This is a genomic window from Caecibacter sp. AF58-12pH5A, from assembly GCF_027681725.1.
Taxonomy (GTDB): domain Bacteria; phylum Bacillota; class Negativicutes; order Veillonellales; family Megasphaeraceae; genus Megasphaera; species Megasphaera hominis.
The window spans coordinates 1-14,712 of sequence record NZ_JAQDBC010000014.1 but is presented as its reverse complement, the minus strand read 5'-3'; the positions used below and the strand labels follow the sequence as shown (position 1 = coordinate 14,712).

Annotated in this window: 21 protein-coding genes; all 21 read right to left on the bottom strand. The window is 54.3% G+C overall.

The features are described 5' to 3' along the window. Positions 1-9: 9 nt before the first annotated feature. The 21 genes from PGX44_RS07620 to PGX44_RS07520 all read right to left on the bottom strand — a co-directional run bounded on the left by PGX44_RS07620 (position 10) and on the right by PGX44_RS07520 (position 14,587). The gene (locus PGX44_RS07620; RefSeq protein ID WP_498854895.1) at positions 10-441 is read right to left on the bottom strand and encodes a phage structural protein; all 432 of its coding nucleotides are present in this window, start codon (positions 439-441) and stop codon (positions 10-12) included. A gap of 16 nt (positions 442-457) precedes the next feature. Continuing rightward, complete coding sequence (locus tag PGX44_RS07615) at positions 458-1,537, bottom strand: DUF3383 family protein (protein WP_498854894.1); 1,080 nt, start codon at positions 1,535-1,537, stop codon at positions 458-460. A gap of 13 nt (positions 1,538-1,550) precedes the next feature. After that, positions 1,551-2,192 carry a phage neck terminator protein gene (locus PGX44_RS07610; RefSeq protein ID WP_498854893.1) on the bottom strand — a complete coding sequence of 214 codons (642 nt, stop codon included), beginning with the start codon at positions 2,190-2,192 and terminating at the stop codon, positions 1,551-1,553. Then, entirely contained in the window at positions 2,179-2,439 is a 261-nt protein-coding gene (locus PGX44_RS07605; RefSeq protein ID WP_498854892.1) for a hypothetical protein, read from the bottom strand. The genes PGX44_RS07610 and PGX44_RS07605 overlap by 14 nt, the downstream gene beginning before the upstream one ends. A 112-nt stretch (positions 2,440-2,551) precedes the next feature. After that, positions 2,552-2,992 (bottom strand): hypothetical protein, encoded by a 441-nt coding sequence (locus tag PGX44_RS07600; RefSeq protein WP_498854891.1) that lies wholly within the window; start codon positions 2,990-2,992, stop codon positions 2,552-2,554. Positions 2,993-2,996: 4 nt separating this feature from the next. Then, complete coding sequence (locus PGX44_RS07595) at positions 2,997-3,392, bottom strand: DUF4054 domain-containing protein (protein WP_498854890.1); 396 nt, start codon at positions 3,390-3,392, stop codon at positions 2,997-2,999. Between the two features lie 5 nt (positions 3,393-3,397). Next, complete coding sequence (locus PGX44_RS07590; protein ID WP_349173477.1) at positions 3,398-3,700, bottom strand: Rho termination factor N-terminal domain-containing protein; 303 nt, start codon at positions 3,698-3,700, stop codon at positions 3,398-3,400. An 18-nt stretch (positions 3,701-3,718) separates the two neighbouring features. Further along, a complete protein-coding gene (locus tag PGX44_RS07585; RefSeq protein ID WP_498854889.1) occupies positions 3,719-4,681 on the bottom strand; it encodes a DUF2184 domain-containing protein in 963 nt (320 codons plus the stop codon). Between the two features lie 18 nt (positions 4,682-4,699). Then, entirely contained in the window at positions 4,700-5,155 is a 456-nt protein-coding gene (locus tag PGX44_RS07580; protein WP_498854888.1) for a structural cement protein Gp24, read from the bottom strand. A gap of 2 nt (positions 5,156-5,157) precedes the next feature. Next, positions 5,158-6,258: a DUF2213 domain-containing protein gene (locus PGX44_RS07575; RefSeq protein WP_498854887.1), complete on the bottom strand. Its 1,101-nt coding sequence runs from the start codon at positions 6,256-6,258 to the stop codon at positions 5,158-5,160. A gap of 5 nt (positions 6,259-6,263) precedes the next feature. Continuing rightward, positions 6,264-6,479 (bottom strand): hypothetical protein, encoded by a 216-nt coding sequence (locus tag PGX44_RS07570; RefSeq protein ID WP_498854886.1) that lies wholly within the window; start codon positions 6,477-6,479, stop codon positions 6,264-6,266. 14 nt (positions 6,480-6,493) lie between these two features. Beyond that, on the bottom strand, positions 6,494-8,014 hold the full coding sequence (locus tag PGX44_RS07565) for a minor capsid protein (RefSeq protein WP_498854885.1): 1,521 nt from the start codon (positions 8,012-8,014) through the stop codon (positions 6,494-6,496). Continuing rightward, positions 7,986-9,356, bottom strand: a complete 1,371-nt coding sequence (locus PGX44_RS07560; protein ID WP_498854884.1) for a phage portal protein — start codon at positions 9,354-9,356, stop codon at positions 7,986-7,988. The genes PGX44_RS07565 and PGX44_RS07560 overlap by 29 nt, the downstream gene beginning before the upstream one ends. A gap of 12 nt (positions 9,357-9,368) precedes the next feature. Then, positions 9,369-10,661 (bottom strand): phage terminase large subunit, encoded by a 1,293-nt coding sequence (terL, locus tag PGX44_RS07555; protein WP_498854940.1) that lies wholly within the window; start codon positions 10,659-10,661, stop codon positions 9,369-9,371. Positions 10,662-10,766: 105 nt separating this feature from the next. Next, entirely contained in the window at positions 10,767-11,225 is a 459-nt protein-coding gene (locus PGX44_RS07550) for a hypothetical protein (RefSeq protein ID WP_288298689.1), read from the bottom strand. A gap of 429 nt (positions 11,226-11,654) precedes the next feature. After that, entirely contained in the window at positions 11,655-12,155 is a 501-nt protein-coding gene (locus PGX44_RS07545) for an RNA polymerase subunit sigma-70 (RefSeq protein ID WP_288298688.1), read from the bottom strand. 96 nt (positions 12,156-12,251) lie between these two features. Further along, a complete protein-coding gene (locus PGX44_RS07540) occupies positions 12,252-12,383 on the bottom strand; it encodes a hypothetical protein (protein WP_288298687.1) in 132 nt (43 codons plus the stop codon). A gap of 499 nt (positions 12,384-12,882) precedes the next feature. Next, positions 12,883-13,083: a hypothetical protein gene (locus PGX44_RS07535; RefSeq protein ID WP_288298686.1), complete on the bottom strand. Its 201-nt coding sequence runs from the start codon at positions 13,081-13,083 to the stop codon at positions 12,883-12,885. After that, positions 13,061-13,525, bottom strand: coding sequence for a hypothetical protein (locus PGX44_RS07530; RefSeq protein ID WP_498854883.1), 465 nt, complete (start codon positions 13,523-13,525; stop codon positions 13,061-13,063). Before PGX44_RS07530 ends, PGX44_RS07535 begins: the two co-directional genes overlap by 23 nt. 240 nt (positions 13,526-13,765) lie before the next feature. Then, a complete protein-coding gene (locus tag PGX44_RS07525; RefSeq protein WP_288298684.1) occupies positions 13,766-14,188 on the bottom strand; it encodes a RusA family crossover junction endodeoxyribonuclease in 423 nt (140 codons plus the stop codon). Positions 14,189-14,197: 9 nt separating this feature from the next. Further along, positions 14,198-14,587 carry a single-stranded DNA-binding protein gene (locus tag PGX44_RS07520; RefSeq protein ID WP_498854882.1) on the bottom strand — a complete coding sequence of 130 codons (390 nt, stop codon included), beginning with the start codon at positions 14,585-14,587 and terminating at the stop codon, positions 14,198-14,200. Between the last annotated feature and the right edge of the window lie 125 nt (positions 14,588-14,712).

Here is a 14,712-nt window from a genome sequence, read left to right as displayed (position 1 = left end):
GCCTCCTCGTTAATCATTGCCGCCGATGACCGGGTCGTTTACCTGACCGGTGTTGAACGTCCAGTCCTGGTTGTCGATGTTACGACCCCGTTTCGATTCGGGGAAGTTCTGCACCCAGGCCTGCTTGGCAAAGAACAGCGTCGAGCCGCTGAGGTCCTTGATGGTCAACGGGAGCATATAGCTGCCAGTGCGGCGGTCCTTATTGTAGCATTCACTTAAATAGTCGTTGCTCTTCGAGGATGTAGCCAGGCTGACTTTAACCTCGAAAGTGCGGTTCGGGTCGACGCTTCGGCCAACTTCACCGTCAGCGCCGCTATAGATCTGCATGCCATCGCCCAGCGGCTTAATGGTAATCATGTCATCCTCAGCGAAGCCCGTAAGCTGCTTGCTCCCATAGATGATGATATTTTTTTTCGGGTCATATGTTAATACATCAGACATTTTGTTAATTCACCCCCTAAGCACTTTCCAACAAGTTGTCATAAGTAAAAGACCCGTTGATGCGGATAGCGTGAATAGCCCCGGCAAGACGGGCCGTGAATTTCACGTCTTTCAGGACACGGCTGGCCTTCTGGTTAGCCGTGATGCTCGAAGAAAGCGGTACGTCGATGGTATAGCCCAGGTTCTTGTTCCCGTCTTCATCGTATTCTGTCGGGGCAATGCCGCCGGCGGCCTGCCCGTCTTCCAGGGCCTTACGCAGTACCGTTTCCACCATGGCAATGCCTACATCGGTGTACGGTACTTTATCCGAGTTGATGAGCAAATAGAATTCATTGGTCCGAATTTCTTCCTGGAGCCAGTCACGGAAGCGGATAACGTCAATCCATTCGCCGGCGGCCACCTTGCCGTTTTGGGTAATGGATACGTTTCGGAATTTCTCGAACGTGTTTCCGTTTTTCTTGGTAATGGCGTTGTATTCTGTTTCGGTCAGATTATCCGCTGTAATAGCCGCTAGTTTCTTATTCGCCCAGGTTTCACCGCCCGGGTCGATAGCAAAGCAGCGGGCCATGACCGCCGCTTCCGGATATTCGTCTGTGGCATTGGCATGATACCAGGCAGCCGTGCGGTAATAATTCTTGCTCTGGAGCTGTGCCATGATGTCCGTCGTAGCCGAGGCGTCTTTTGCTTTATCGTCGCCGGTGGCCGTCATAAACAGCTTCATATGCGTTTCAGTCCATTCGGCCATAGCTAATACGTTGGCTTCTGTCCGATCTGCCAGGACGATGCCATAAAAGTCATCGTCTTCCGAACGGATAGCCGCCAAGGCCGTGGCCAGGTCTTCCTCGCTGTTCCACTTGCCGACCTTGACCTGCGTCGGGCTGGGAATCTGCGAGAAGCAGGCCGAAACGGCTTTATAGATGGCGTCCGTCGTCTGGAACCCGTCATCGACAAGCTGGTCGGTATCGGTATAGGTCAATACACGGCTCGAACCGTGCGTATGTTGCCCGATAACCATGACCGTGCTGAAGCCGAGCTTGCTGATGCCGGTCGTATTCAAGGCGATCTGGACGTTTACAATGCGGTCAATGTTCGCCATTTAACAGTCCTCCTTAATTCGTGGTACCGTCTACTTCGACGGTATCGATGTAATAATCATGCGTGTCCGGCTCTGTCGTGCTGCCAGAACCGGTATTCCCGGTATCGGTTCCCGTGTCTCCGCTCCCGGAACTGTCCGGATCATACGGGATAGCCGTCGTATCTGGTTCGCTCTTGGGGAGCTGGCTTTCAATGACAACCGATTCGATGTAACCCGGCTCGTCATCGATGTCGTGGTTATAGCGGATATACAGGTCGATATTCGCCCGTTCGTCCCAGGTCTGCGACTCTAAGAGTGCCGACAGGTCGGTGATATTGTTCGTGTCATACACGACGACAGCCGCCGCGAAACAGCGGTCGGCAATCGTCGGGCGCTCGAACCCACGGGCCAGCGTCTCCAGGTGTTCCAGGGCATCCTGGCCGAAATACTGCACGGCCAGCGTCGCCGATGTCGGGACCCGGACGTCATACTTGCCCGGCCCCGTCGGTCGCAGTTCCTCGCTGGCTTCCCCATGGACGCCGTAGAACTGGAGCGTCGCAAAGGGCCGCTTGATGCGGGGCATGTTCTGGTTGACCCAGACGACCTGTTTCCCCGGAAGCCCCAGCAACTCGGCAATGATGCCATGCAGGAAATCCATTTTGTCACGTGTCGTCATCGGTCAGCACCTCCTTGGCATAAGCCCGGTAATGACTGATGACGCCATTCTGATAGGCGTCGCATTGCGTAACCAGGAAGCGGCGCCCCAGATGCCGAACGACGTCGGCCTTGGTGGCCTCTCCCTGCCCGCTGGCCGCACTTTGTGGGATAAGCGGGGTATCGGTATAGATTTTGACGTACGACACGTTACGGGCGCCGTCAGGGCCAACTATTGTCGATTGTTCGCGGATACTTAAAGGCTGCACGCTGGCTTGGATGGTCAGCGTGGTCGTCGTGCCTTTCTGGTATCGGCCGTTATCGTCGATAGTGCCCAGGCTGGTGCGCTCGATGGTGACGGGTCTTCTGAATCCCATACTATCAGTCCTCCACTTTATGGCTTACGCTGTTGCGCATGCGGCCGGTATCAATCAGCGGCTGAGAAGAACCTTTCTGCTTGATGGTGTTCGGGGCATTGGGGACGAAATGGCCACGGCCGATTGTCGCTTTCATATCGCCCTCCGCCTTGTTGCCGAGAATCTCCAGCGCCTGATGCGGGCTCATTCCGTGGGCCACCCGGTCCTCAAGCCGGGCCGCCATGCTCCCCCAGGCCCTACGATTGTTGTCTGTCGTCTGACGAACAAAGGGCCGGGCAGGAATGTGCTGTGTACCGAATTCGTTATAGGTAGCAACTTCGACGAGGCTGGCCCCGTCTTTTTCACTGCCTGCATCGGCCATGATTCCAACTTTGACCGTCCCTTCCAGACGGCTCAGGTTGGTGATGATGGTCTGATACCCCATATCTTTGTCGATGACGCTCATAGTCTCACCCCATTCGTGTACGGACCGGCACGATGACCAGTTTCAATAATTGCAGGTAGGCTTTCCCGTATACGGTCTTATTGAGCAGGTCGTTGCCAGATCCGCCCGTATTGGCCGCCCCGTAGGAGCGGGAAAGGTCGCCTTCGCTTTCGCTGACGATGCCGCCGGACGTCAGCGTCGCACTCATGCCGCCGCTGTTGGCCGTCTCGGCCCGCAGTGTCAGCAGGTGCGCCGTATAATCAGCCAGGGCCACGGGGTAGAATTTCCCGAACTTCTTCTCACTCACGAACAGCTTGGCCAGGTCCATGACTTGCAGGACGTCGCTGTCGTTCATCGTGGTGAATTCGGGGGCTACCGTGTAGACCGTGTTCAGCAGGTCCGCATCACTTGCGATACTCATTTCGCTCATTTCGCGGCCTCAATGGCTGCCAGGATGTCCTCTTTGGTCGAGGCGTTACCCAGGTCGATGCCCTGTTCCTTCGCGTAGGCCTGTAATTCCTCAATTGTCTTGGCGGCCAGCTCTTTTTCAGCTTCTGCGGCGGCGGCTTTGGTCAGCGTTTCGATGTCGCCACTATCCAGCATGGCGGCAATACCGGGATACATTTTCTTGACGTCTGACAATTTCCCGTCGACCGTCGTTGGTTTCAGCGGAATGAGCAGCGTGCCGCCGAACAGGACGGCACGGCTCGTTTTATTTAACAGAATCATTGGGACCTCCCCTTTCTACTAACAGCCCTGGGCTTTAACAAAGGCCATCGGCATGGTGACCGTAACGCCGGCCGCTTCGGCTACGCAATCGACGACATATTCGAGGTTGCGGTACTGCACGGGCTGCTGGTCGAAACGGGTCGGGATTTCAAAACGGATATATGTCGGGTCGAAATAACCGGCGGCGACCATATCCGAACCGTCGGTGCCAGCGCCTTTGAGTTCGCCGACCTTCATCCAGCGGCTAATTTCCGGGTGCAGGCTCTGCAAGAATCGGAGTACCGTCGTACCCTGGGCGTCCTCGATGCGGGTTTCAGCTAATGCCCGATAAACGGCCGGGGCCATCAGGACCGTATTGGCCTGTTCTACTTCATTCGTAGCGGTTGGGATGGCGTCGATGATGTCGTTCATGTCGCGGATCATCTTGTCATAGGTCTTCGTGCTGAAGGCGGTCTTGGAGCCCGTGCCGTCAGCCGGCAGGGAAATCGTCGAAATGTTTTCATTGTCGAGGAAGCCCGTGATGTGGTGAGCCTTATCCCCGTTCCAGGCGATTTTGTTCAACTTGAGGTCGATGCCACGGCGGGCCTGCTGGGCGCGGAGGGCGCTCAATGGGATGCCTGCGAACTGGGCGTTATTGACTTCCCGGTAGTTATAGCCGTATGCATCGCCGATAGAGAAGACCTTGACGGCCTGTTCCTTGGCGACAACATCAACACGGGGCAGGGCGTCAGCATAGTTGCTGATGATTTCAGCCATGCCGACCGCATCATAGATGTATTGGACGGCGCTTTCAGCCCCGGCCGGAATGTCCGTCTGTACCGGGAATACCTGGAAGGCGTTCATGGGGGCCTTCTTGACGGTCAGCGTCTGGGCACGGATATGGGTCAGCTGGCGGGCCAGGAATACGCTCGTAGCTTCGTCCATAGCGGCCACGTTCTGCAAATATCTTGCTTCTTTTTCATCATAACGAGTCATGGTCATGTTGTTCATACCTCCTGTTTATAAACGGATGCGGATGCGGACGACGTCGCCTTTAGCTCCGGAATTGAGGAACGTAACGCCCGGCAGGGTGTTCGTGCCGCCCGATTCGGTGAAGACGACGGCGCCATCGTCGATAGCAATATCGGCTTTATCGCCCGGCTGTACGTCGCCGCCGGCGGTAACGTATACGTCGCCGCTGGTCATGACATCGACAGCGGTGCCGGCCGGATAGCAGCCGATTTCCGGGTCGTAATGTTTATGTAAGGCGATGCCGATGACCTTCGGACCGTCGGTGGCAGCTGTCACGGATTTGACCGTACCTTCTTCAGTGCCACGGAGTACGGCGTCGCCCGGCATGATGGACGATTCAGCGGCATAGCTGTCTACGACGTCGACCGTCGTATCGGCTTTCATCCCGGCGATACCAGGGCGGTCTTCGTTGCCATACCATGTGAAAAGTTTGTTCTGTGCCATAATTATTTAACCTCCTTCATCCATGCGTCTGCTTCGTCTTTGCGCAGCTGTTTCATGGCCTGTTCCACCGTCAGATCTTCTTCGTCGTTTTTCTTTTCTTTCGGCTGGTTGATGGTCTTGACCTGGCTGGCAATGCCGTCTGCCTTGCCGGCTTTGGTTTCCTGCTTCGTGTCTTTCACGAGGTCATAGGCTGCGTTGAGGTATTCGTCACTCTTATTTTCCAGGTCGAAATCGTCGCCGTGCACCTTCTTGATGACGGCTTTCTTGACTTCCTGAACGGTCATCTTTTCGGCGTCTTTGATGCCGAATGCGTCGGCCCGCTTCAATACGGCGACGCGGTCCCTGACAGCCTGGTCAAAAGCGGCTTTCGCTTTTTCTTCGGCCTGCTTGGCGTCTTCCTTTGCTTTTTTCAAATCCGAAACGGCTGCATCGTACTTGGCTTGCAAGGTATCCATTTCGGCTTTCTGTTTCTTATGGTCTTCACGCAGCTGGTCGACGTATACGGCTACTTCCGGCGCCGCGTCGTATTCGATGCCATTGTCGAGTCTTACTTTTTTCATTGTCTTCGTTCCTCCTGTCGTATCTTGGTGCTCCTCAAAATCCATTTCCTGGTCCCCGTCCATGTTCAGCCGGGCAATACCGGCCCGGCCTTTGGGGACTACGGCCACATGGTTATAGCGGATATGGTGCTGAATGGCGTCATATGGCTGTCCATCCGGCGTCACGCCCGGTGTTTCCTCTAAGTCAAGATTGTACCCGCAGGAAAGTTCGCGGGCCTCGGTCGGCAGCTGATAAATAACGACATCGGCCACGATGTTGTTGTTGTCCTGTCTGCCCGGGGAAAGGACGGCCCCGATAGGTTGAATGATATTGCTGTTGTCACTTGTCACCATGCCCTGGTGGCCCATCGTGATAGGTTTCCCCTGTAGCGAGTTCAAGGAATCCGTGTTAAAGGCTTCTTCCGGCGGCCGGTATTCCCGCCGGGTACTTCCGTCCGGGTTCCGGTACTCTAAGATGCCCGTACGGCCGACGATAGGTTTATCACGGATGAACCCTTCGTCGGTCTTCGTCGCATGAATCGCTACCCTGTCATATCGAATCATGTTTCTCACCCCCTTTCCAGGTATGCGTCACAATCGTCCATGATGTCGAATGTCTCATTGACGGTAGAGAACCTTACATCGTCCTGCCGTATCAGAATCTTGTAAGGCAGGCCGGTGATGCGCTCTTTCTTGGCTATCGGCTCATATATTTCATAGCCTTTCCAGGAGCAGAGGTGTTCAGCCCCGTCGTATCCGTGATAGACGGCGAATTCGTTGGCCATGTCGTTCGTGTCGGTCATTTTTCCCTCTTTTCCAGAACGTCGTTGACGATCTTCACGTTGAACGCCTTGTCATCGACTCGCAGGAGCCGGGGCGGCGTATAAACCGTAATGCCGTAGAAGGTCCGTTTGAAGCGTACCCGCTTGAAGTAGCTTTGTATTTCCTTGTCGCCGGTATAGATCCGGTCGAGCTGGGGATCATACATGACCAGGTCGCCTGCTTTATCCTTGGAAATACAAACGATATGGCCGATACTGCCACGGCCTTTCCAGGCAAATTCGATAGTATAGCGCCCCTTCGGGTCCAGCGTGCGGTGCAGCCAGGAGGCCAACTGTTTCGGCGTATGTACGGCCTTGTCAAGGATATATGCCGGGGCTTCCCCGGTTTCCGGATCCAGCCAAGCCAAGTTTGTCTTGCGGGATAACCGTTCCGTCGTACCACCGGCCTCGAACCCTTTAGCAACGACGTCATAACCACGGCGCCGGGCTTCGTAGTCAATGACACAAGTCTGGCAGTTGTTCCGGTACCCCTCGCTGAAGTTGACCCGCGGATTGACGTTCCCGCTGTCCGCTTCGGCGTGTGTCATCTCTTCGCCTCGTGAAGCCCCGCCCAACGTCTTGGGGTATAAGTTGTTCGCATTTCCCTCTTCCTCGCCTTGTGGCGGCGCTGAGGTGAGTTTTTTCGCTGTCAGCGAAATGAAGGTCCCCGCCTTGGTCCGGATGGGGATGGTATCGACGTCGATGACCGGGAGGGCCACACAACGGCACCGTATCGGTATCCCCGGATGACCATCAGGTGGTGGAGCGCTCCAGGCGAATTTCTTCCCCTGCCGCGTGCGATGCCATGGCCGTACCCGGGAATCGTGGGCCGTCTCCCAGATGTAGTGAGTAATGCCGGCCTGTTCCTGTCGGTACTGGCTCATGCGTCCATGCAGCTTGCCTATCTGGTCGGTCGCAATCAGTACAGCCCGGTTCGTCTCATTGTGGGCGATGTCCTGAATGGCCTCAGTCAAAAACCGGGTGAGCTCGGCTGCATTGCTGTTATAGATAATAGCGTCGTTTAACCGCTGCTTGATATGCGCCAGCGTTTCCCCGTCGATGCTCCGTATGAGGTCGAGATTCTGGTCTACCCAGGCCCGCTGGAGTTCCTCCAGATCCGGTGATGCCGCATCCTGCCGCCCGACATCTGTGACGGGCTGGCTCTTTAGCGGCCCAGGGAGAAGCGGCGCCGAAAGGGAAAACACGCTCCGGAATTCGGCGTCTGTCTCTTTCTCCGTATGAGTTTCTACCAGGCGGGCCATTTTCTGCATGGTTCCTGTCAGGACGTCAGCGTTTTCCATGGCCTGGCCTATCTGGTCGATGACTAAGTTAATGTGTCCTGTCGTGTTAGACGATTGCAGGGCCGTTTTCATCTCCGAGATGAAGGCCGACGCCACTTTCATCTTACGAGCTACGTAGGCCGTAAGCAGTTTGGCATAATCCCGCTCCAACCCCACGGGGTATCTGATTTTACGCTTCGGAACGATTTCCTTTGTCATTCATGGATTCCCCCTTGGGTGGTGTGCTGTGGGCCTCTTCGATGACCTTGTCGAGGCTCCGGTCCAGCTTGTAGAAGTCGCCTTCATCGAGCTTGTCCCGTACCTCCTGGGTATCGAGAGCCCCGATAGATACATACTGCGCCGCTGTGGCCGCATCACGGGCCCGGGCTTCGGCTTCGGCCATCTTCGTATCGGCTTCTTCTTTCGCCGACGGGCTCCATAATTTCCCGAACTCGATGGTATATTCATCGGGCAGGGCCAGCGGCACATCATGGGCCAGCGCCAAGAGATGCAGCAGGCGGTTGATTTTCGGCTTTAACGTACGCTGGCGGATGCGGTCGACCATGTTGTAATAGTTCTCCAGGTCGCTGTCCCCGGTGGCATCCAGGCCGCCCGGGCTTTGGCCCATAAGAACCGTGATAGGAATGTCGGCCGCCGCTGACAGGGCCGTCTCGAATTTATCCACCATTTCACAAAGGCCGCTCATGGTGATGGTCTCGATGTTATATTCATCTTCCGTGTCGAGGGCGATGGTATTCATCATCCCCCGGGCCATGTCGATAAGCTGTAGCCTTTTCTGTATGATCTTCTCGCCTTCGTCGGTGCTCAGTACGTTGCCCATGCCGGACAATTTAAGTACGGACTGGCTCATGCGTTCCATGGCCATCAAGGAAAACTCCTGGGACGACACGAACCGCATCAGATTATCGCGTACCTGCTCCATGATGGAACCGCCCCAACCGTTGCGCTGGCGCCGTTCCCGGTTGCTGATGAGCGCCCCGTCAAAGATTAGCAGGCGGCTCTCATGTACCGAGAAAGATCCGCCGTTATAGCCTACAATGGTGTAGGTTTCCGGCTTCCCGTATAAAGGATGGTTCGGGTCTTGGTAATCATATTCCGGCGTGACGTCCTGGGCGTCATAGACGACCAGGTTCCGGATGCCCTTGATGGCGCTTTCATTCAGCGGGTCTTGCAATTCCCCGCCGTCATCAATCAGCATGAGCACGACGCCCCCACCATACAGGCGGTCCCAGCATAGGGCGTTGGAAAAGACGCTCTGGAAATTCAGATCTTCCAAGATGGATTGTACGGCCTTATTCTGTTCCAGCTCGCTGTCTCCGTCATTCAACGTGAAGCCAGCCCGAACGGCGTCATTGGCCGGAATTTTAATGATTTTCTGGGCGATGCCGTTATAGGTGAACAGCTCTTCATACTCGTGCCATCGGGCCTCTATAGCTTTCACCTGGGCGCCCTGAAAATGAGTATGTGTGAACGGGTCCCGCCGCCTAGTGCCATATCCCAAAAAGGCATTAAAGAACCCGTCAGTTCTAATATTGTTCATGTTCCTTGCTCCTTATGAAATCAAGGCATTCCAATCGTTGACTCTCGCTACAGCTGTAAACGCATCGCTGGCTGCATCCACCTGATCATCGTGAAGCGCATCGGGGAAGCCCTCAAGTTCATCGAAAAACATCTCATTCCATGACCCCGCCAATACCATAACAGCTCCATGTTGAACCTGAGCCGCAAATGGTTCGGCTCGTGTAATCTTTGAGCCTGTAACAGTATGTGTCGTCACGCTATATCCAGCCAACAGTGCAGTTATACTAGCCGCTTGCGATTTCCCAGCCTGCCCCGGGTCTTGTGGCACAGTAATGCGGACATTCGGAAATTGAGCCCGGTCCGCTTTAGCTGTATTAACCATAAGCTCACGAACATCAGCCGCATTAAGTGCCCGCCTTTGCACATCCAAAATAATGTACTGTCCATTCCTCATCCTGGCCATGAGGCAGGATGCAGTACGGTCAGGGTCCGGGCTGTTTGGCGTGATAGCTGTCGCCGCCAGGTCCCAGGAGCGGGCAATACTGACGATTTTATCCGGTACTTCCTGAACAACACGGAACATGTCGCGCTTGAAATACAACCCGGCAGCCGGACGGATTTTCCAGTTGCCCTTTAAAAGCCGTTCCTTTTCCACCAGGCTCAAGGCGTTCAGTGTGGCCAGATATCCAGGGTCTGCGTTGAGCAGGGCCTTGTTGTCGAATATGCTGGAGTTGATGAATGTCGCACTCTTGCATAATGAAGGGTCCACATGATAAGCCGTCGCCAGCTCGTCACGGGTATCGCCCCAATGAATAGCGCCATCAATCCTTATAAAATAGCGGATAATGCCAGACCGTTCTGGGATTGCATATCCCGTGTCCTGGTCAATCCACCAGGAAATGAAACGGGCAACCCAGGAATCAGAATCCGGATTGCAAGTGGCCCGGATATAAGGCCGTACGCCGCACGTTGAACGGTTACGGCTCATCATATAGATAAACTGCGCTTCCGTGAAATGTGTCAATTCGTCGAAACAAATGAGAGGAATCTGTGCGCCCTGGTAGCCATAAACGGAATCATCACTGTGGAGATGATTGAATGTAATCTTGGCTCCCGACGGAAAAACAACCCGCTTCGGCGCCGATTCCAAGAAGTTTGCCCCCAACTGTCTATAAATACTTTTCGCATTATCCCACAAGCCGCCTTCATTCGTAATCTGGCCGCTATCACGTCTAAAGATAACGACGCCGAATTTCGGGTTTCGGATATGTCGTAACGGCTCTAACAGCAACGCGTAGGTTTTACCGCCGCCTGCAGAATTCAGGAGCCGCCATAGATAGCAATATCAGCAGGACAGGCTAAAAACGTTTCCTGTGGCCCTGGCTGAGGCTTTAAAATGGTTGGCATGGCATCACCTTCTTACTCCCTATCAATCACTGTCACCGCGTTCATTATCCGGCAAATAGATTTGTACATCGATGCCGTCGCCTTTATCTCCATCGTCCAGGTCAGCAGCAGTTTCTTTGAGCTTTACTTCTCGTTCACGAAGCTTGATGTCCGGCGACTCGCCGAGTAAATCCAATAGAAGTTTCATCATCATCGAATTTCCTTTGACACTGCATCGGATCATCCCGCCCATAATGATTTCAGCGACGGTCATTTCTTTATTCTCCTTCGTGGCATTCATTTGTGCGGCCCGTAAAATAACCCTGCACAAATCAGGCGGTAATTCCTTCAGTTTGACAGGCATAACGCCCTTTATGATTGCTTTAAGGGTCTTCTTAGCCCGTCTTGATTTACCGCTCTGAATACCGGCTTTTCGTGCATTTTCTCGGCGTTCCCTCGGAGTTCGTTGATTAGCCGGCACTAAATTTTTTTCATTAGCCATGTCACATGCTCACCACCGTCCTCGTGTTTTTAGGTATAAAAAAAGAGCCGTCATAATTGACAGCTCCCTCTATTCATATTGGGGGATAGGAAGGACTCGAACCCTCGATGCCTGGAGGCCCCATGGCGGACATACCCAACAACCAACTATCCCAGGTCGGACGATTCCGGGGGTATGCCTGTTCAGCGCGACAGACACACACTACTATTGTACACCCGGCCACGTCCATGTTGTGCGCTGTTAGATTGCCTATCACTAAGAACAAAGCGCACATTGTAGAGACGGGACTGATACCGCGCAATGACCGAACGGCGGCATCTGGTCCCCGTCCCCGATACTGTCATTATAGCACGCAAAGCTTGTCATGTGGTGCTACGAATGTGCTACAAAAGTGCTATGAATGTGCTACAGCTTTTCAGTTATCCACAATCATTGTGTATCCTGCGTGAATAACTCCATGGGGATGGGGATGTCGCCAGGCCCCAGCATCATGTCCGCCATCAGGCTGAGGATGTGGTCGATGCGCCGGCGGCAGTAACTCGGGGAGCAGTGGGCCGTCCGGGCCGTCATGTTCCAGGGGTAGTGATTGATGCAGCGGCTCACGATGATATTACGGTCGGTAACGGTCAGGGCGTCGAGTGTCCGGTCGACACGCAGCAGAATCGGCTCCAGTTCGTTGATGCGGCACTGTAATTCTGTGATGCGCTCTAAGGCCCTCTCGTTGGCGAAATAGGCCCGTTCCTCGGGACTCAGATTATTCGCCCTGCCTCCCGGGGTTGGCGAATAGCCAGGCACTTTGGGCGCCGGCATGGCTTCTATCTGAGCTTTCTTGTCGGCAATCTCCTCTTTGAGGTTCTTGATATATACCGCCGTCCGGTGATAGCGGTGCAGCAGGCCCTTGACCTGCTCGATGCGATCATTCGTTTCCATTTTCCCGGTCCTCCTTCATCCAATAGCTGCCCGTGTGATAAGCATTGCGCCGAATGGCCCGCCTAAAAGACTCCTCGGCGGCCTGTTTCCGGCTCCTCATACAGCTTCGTTCGTCGTTGCACTTCCGGACCCTTTGCCCGAATTCGTCCCGGAACCAATGCCAGCCGGAACGAGGAAGGGGCCGCCCGCAGAACGCGCAGCGGCTCCGGTGCGGGACGAGGGTCCCATGATTTAGTTCCGGCTCCCGGCTCCAGGGCATCAATGGCGGGTTTCGTCTCCGCCGTCTGTTTTTGCGCCCCATGTCCGTTATAAGCCTCCTATCGGTTTGCACATAATAAAGTCATCGCGAGGACCGCCCAAAACGTCAGGCAGGCCCCATAGAACGAATATTTGACAATGTCCCACATCTTCTTACCGCCTCCTCCCGCGAATCTTCTTGCAGGTGTAATGCATCCGCTTCCGGATCTTGAATATCGTGTCGGCCTGGTAAGTCTCGATGTCAGACTCAGAGCGCGTGTCACTGGCTTTCTTCCTTTTCAGTGCGTAGTGCTTGCGCTCTTCATCCGTCATCTGGTGAGACTGTACCGGCCCTGGTTTATACCAGTTCTCCATAGCCTCACCGCCCTATTTAAAGATCATGACGAGCATCGTCACAAAGGCCGCCATGCATACGACGGCGTAAATGATGAGCCCCAGCCATACCGTTCGTTTTGTCATACTGTCACCTCTATCTCTTCGGCGTCGAGGCTATCGGCGCCCAATACTGTACTTCTTTCATCGGGATGAGACGGGTTTCCCCGTCTACGAGCCAATGATCCTGGCAAAACACCCCGACGGCTTTAAATTCCCACTCCGTGCCGGCGTGCATCGCTACCAACACACGCCGCTGCGGAATCGGGAGCTGGTCATTTACATCTACCCATCGCATCGGTCACCATCTCCTTGATTTGGCTATCAGTTTTGTAACCACGGCTATCTAAAGTTCTCAGTACTACCATTATGCTAAGATGAACCATGTCTTTGTTATACATAGCTGTTTTTTTATTTTTAAAGCAATTGCCTATCAGGCTATTAACTTTATCTTCAGTATCGTTACAATAGATTGCATCATAAAGGCTCCCGTCATCCGTGAAGTAATAATAACGTTCTCCATTTTGCGGATGAAACGGCATATCCATCGCCGCTCTTTCGACGGCCAGTTTAATGCCTATTTCCGGATTGAAAGCGTCGCCGGGATGGCACTTCGCCCGGCCCATGTAGTTCGTCTTGTTGTCATCGTCGACGAATGTGACCTTAATTTCCCCGTTTGCGGACCATTTTATCGAGTTGGCCGTGTTCATCGGGAGGCCGTATTTTTTCGCTTCACGCATAAATATCTCATTGATGTACTTCCGGAAATCCGCGCTATCTTTCTGCGTGATGTCGAACTTCGGCGCCTTTTCGAGGGGCTTTTGTAAATCTTCAAATTTACCAACAAGGGGGTATTCAGCAAAAAAAGTGAAAGCTTTATTCGCCAGGGAGCACGCCTTGGATACGGCGCAATCCGCGCATCTCTTTCCGTCTTCCGTCGCAATACGCTTTTATCGTGTTTACGGCCATCTTGTCATCTATCATTTTTTGACCTTCTTTCTAAGTTTTGGATTAAGCTCGTTGAGTTTGTCGTCCGGCATAGGGATGATCTTTATTTCGGCGCGCGGCCACACCGGGTCTACGCCCGCGATGCAGCTGTAAGCCACATCGGCGATATAGCCGTCGTCCTCTACGATGCCGGCTTTCTCTAAAATGTCGGCCGTCGCCTGGACCAGCCCGAACAGGTCAGGCCAGCCCTTGCGGTTCGGCATGTAGTATTCGACGTTCATCCTGGCCGCGCAAGCAATCGTGCGGAAGTTCCTCGGCTTCTGGGTCATCAGCTGGCACAGGGCCATTTTTTCATAGTCCCTGTACTGCTTGGACTGTATGAGCCCGTACCGGGTCTTGGTCATGCTGTTCTTTTTGGTCATCGGGCGGCCGTCGATCGTGAATTTATAAACCATGGGCTCCTCCTAGAACGGAATCTCTTCATCATCTGCGGCGCTCCCCATGTCCTCAAATGATTCGCCCGGCGCGGCGGCTTTCGCGGCTTTCGGCACGGTCCCGACGTAGTCCGCCGTGACTTCGCTGTAGTAGCGCTTGGTTCCATCCTTTTCGTACGAATTCGTCGTGAACCATCCCAGGACGACGACCCGGTCGCCTTTCAAGAGGTTCTGCGCCAGATCCGACGACGGCGGCCAGCAGGTCACCGGAACGAACGACGTCATTTCTTTCGCCTGGCCGTCCCTCCCCTTGTAGGTTTCGGAGCAGGCCACCGTCATCCGGACAAGGGTCTTGCCGGTCCGGGTCACGCTGACTTTCGGGTCGCGGGCCAGGTTGCCCATGAGCTGTACTTTATTCAATCGGTTTCCCTCCTTAATCCACGAACACAACGTTTCCGTCATGATCTACAAAACTTTCATGAAGTAAATCGTAGTCATCGGCCAGGTGGCTGATGTCTTCCAACGCCTTCACGACGTCGTCAACT

Bases quoted from the DNA above. Each gene is read 5' to 3' on its own strand.
- PGX44_RS07620 (WP_498854895.1), bottom strand. From the start codon at position 441: ATGTCTGATGTATTAACATATGACCCGAAAAAAAATATCATCATCTAT.
- PGX44_RS07615 (WP_498854894.1), bottom strand. From the start codon at position 1,537: ATGGCGAACATTGACCGCATTGTAAACGTCCAGATCGCCTTGAATACG.
- PGX44_RS07610 (WP_498854893.1), bottom strand. From the start codon at position 2,192: ATGACGACACGTGACAAAATGGATTTCCTGCATGGCATCATTGCCGAG.
- PGX44_RS07600 (WP_498854891.1), bottom strand. From the start codon at position 2,992: ATGAGCGTCATCGACAAAGATATGGGGTATCAGACCATCATCACCAAC.
- PGX44_RS07595 (WP_498854890.1), bottom strand. From the start codon at position 3,392: ATGAGTATCGCAAGTGATGCGGACCTGCTGAACACGGTCTACACGGTA.
- PGX44_RS07590 (WP_349173477.1), bottom strand. From the start codon at position 3,700: ATGATTCTGTTAAATAAAACGAGCCGTGCCGTCCTGTTCGGCGGCACG.
- PGX44_RS07585 (WP_498854889.1), bottom strand. From the start codon at position 4,681: ATGACCATGACTCGTTATGATGAAAAAGAAGCAAGATATTTGCAGAAC.
- PGX44_RS07580 (WP_498854888.1), bottom strand. From the start codon at position 5,155: ATGGCACAGAACAAACTTTTCACATGGTATGGCAACGAAGACCGCCCT.
- PGX44_RS07575 (WP_498854887.1), bottom strand. From the start codon at position 6,258: ATGATTCGATATGACAGGGTAGCGATTCATGCGACGAAGACCGACGAA.
- PGX44_RS07570 (WP_498854886.1), bottom strand. From the start codon at position 6,479: ATGGCCAACGAATTCGCCGTCTATCACGGATACGACGGGGCTGAACAC.
- PGX44_RS07565 (WP_498854885.1), bottom strand. From the start codon at position 8,014: ATGACAAAGGAAATCGTTCCGAAGCGTAAAATCAGATACCCCGTGGGG.
- PGX44_RS07560 (WP_498854884.1), bottom strand. From the start codon at position 9,356: ATGAACAATATTAGAACTGACGGGTTCTTTAATGCCTTTTTGGGATAT.
- PGX44_RS07550 (WP_288298689.1), bottom strand. From the start codon at position 11,225: ATGGCTAATGAAAAAAATTTAGTGCCGGCTAATCAACGAACTCCGAGG.
- PGX44_RS07545 (WP_288298688.1), bottom strand. From the start codon at position 12,155: ATGGAAACGAATGATCGCATCGAGCAGGTCAAGGGCCTGCTGCACCGC.
- PGX44_RS07540 (WP_288298687.1), bottom strand. From the start codon at position 12,383: ATGGGACCCTCGTCCCGCACCGGAGCCGCTGCGCGTTCTGCGGGCGGC.
- PGX44_RS07535 (WP_288298686.1), bottom strand. From the start codon at position 13,083: ATGCGATGGGTAGATGTAAATGACCAGCTCCCGATTCCGCAGCGGCGT.
- PGX44_RS07530 (WP_498854883.1), bottom strand. From the start codon at position 13,525: ATGCGTGAAGCGAAAAAATACGGCCTCCCGATGAACACGGCCAACTCG.
- PGX44_RS07525 (WP_288298684.1), bottom strand. From the start codon at position 14,188: ATGGTTTATAAATTCACGATCGACGGCCGCCCGATGACCAAAAAGAAC.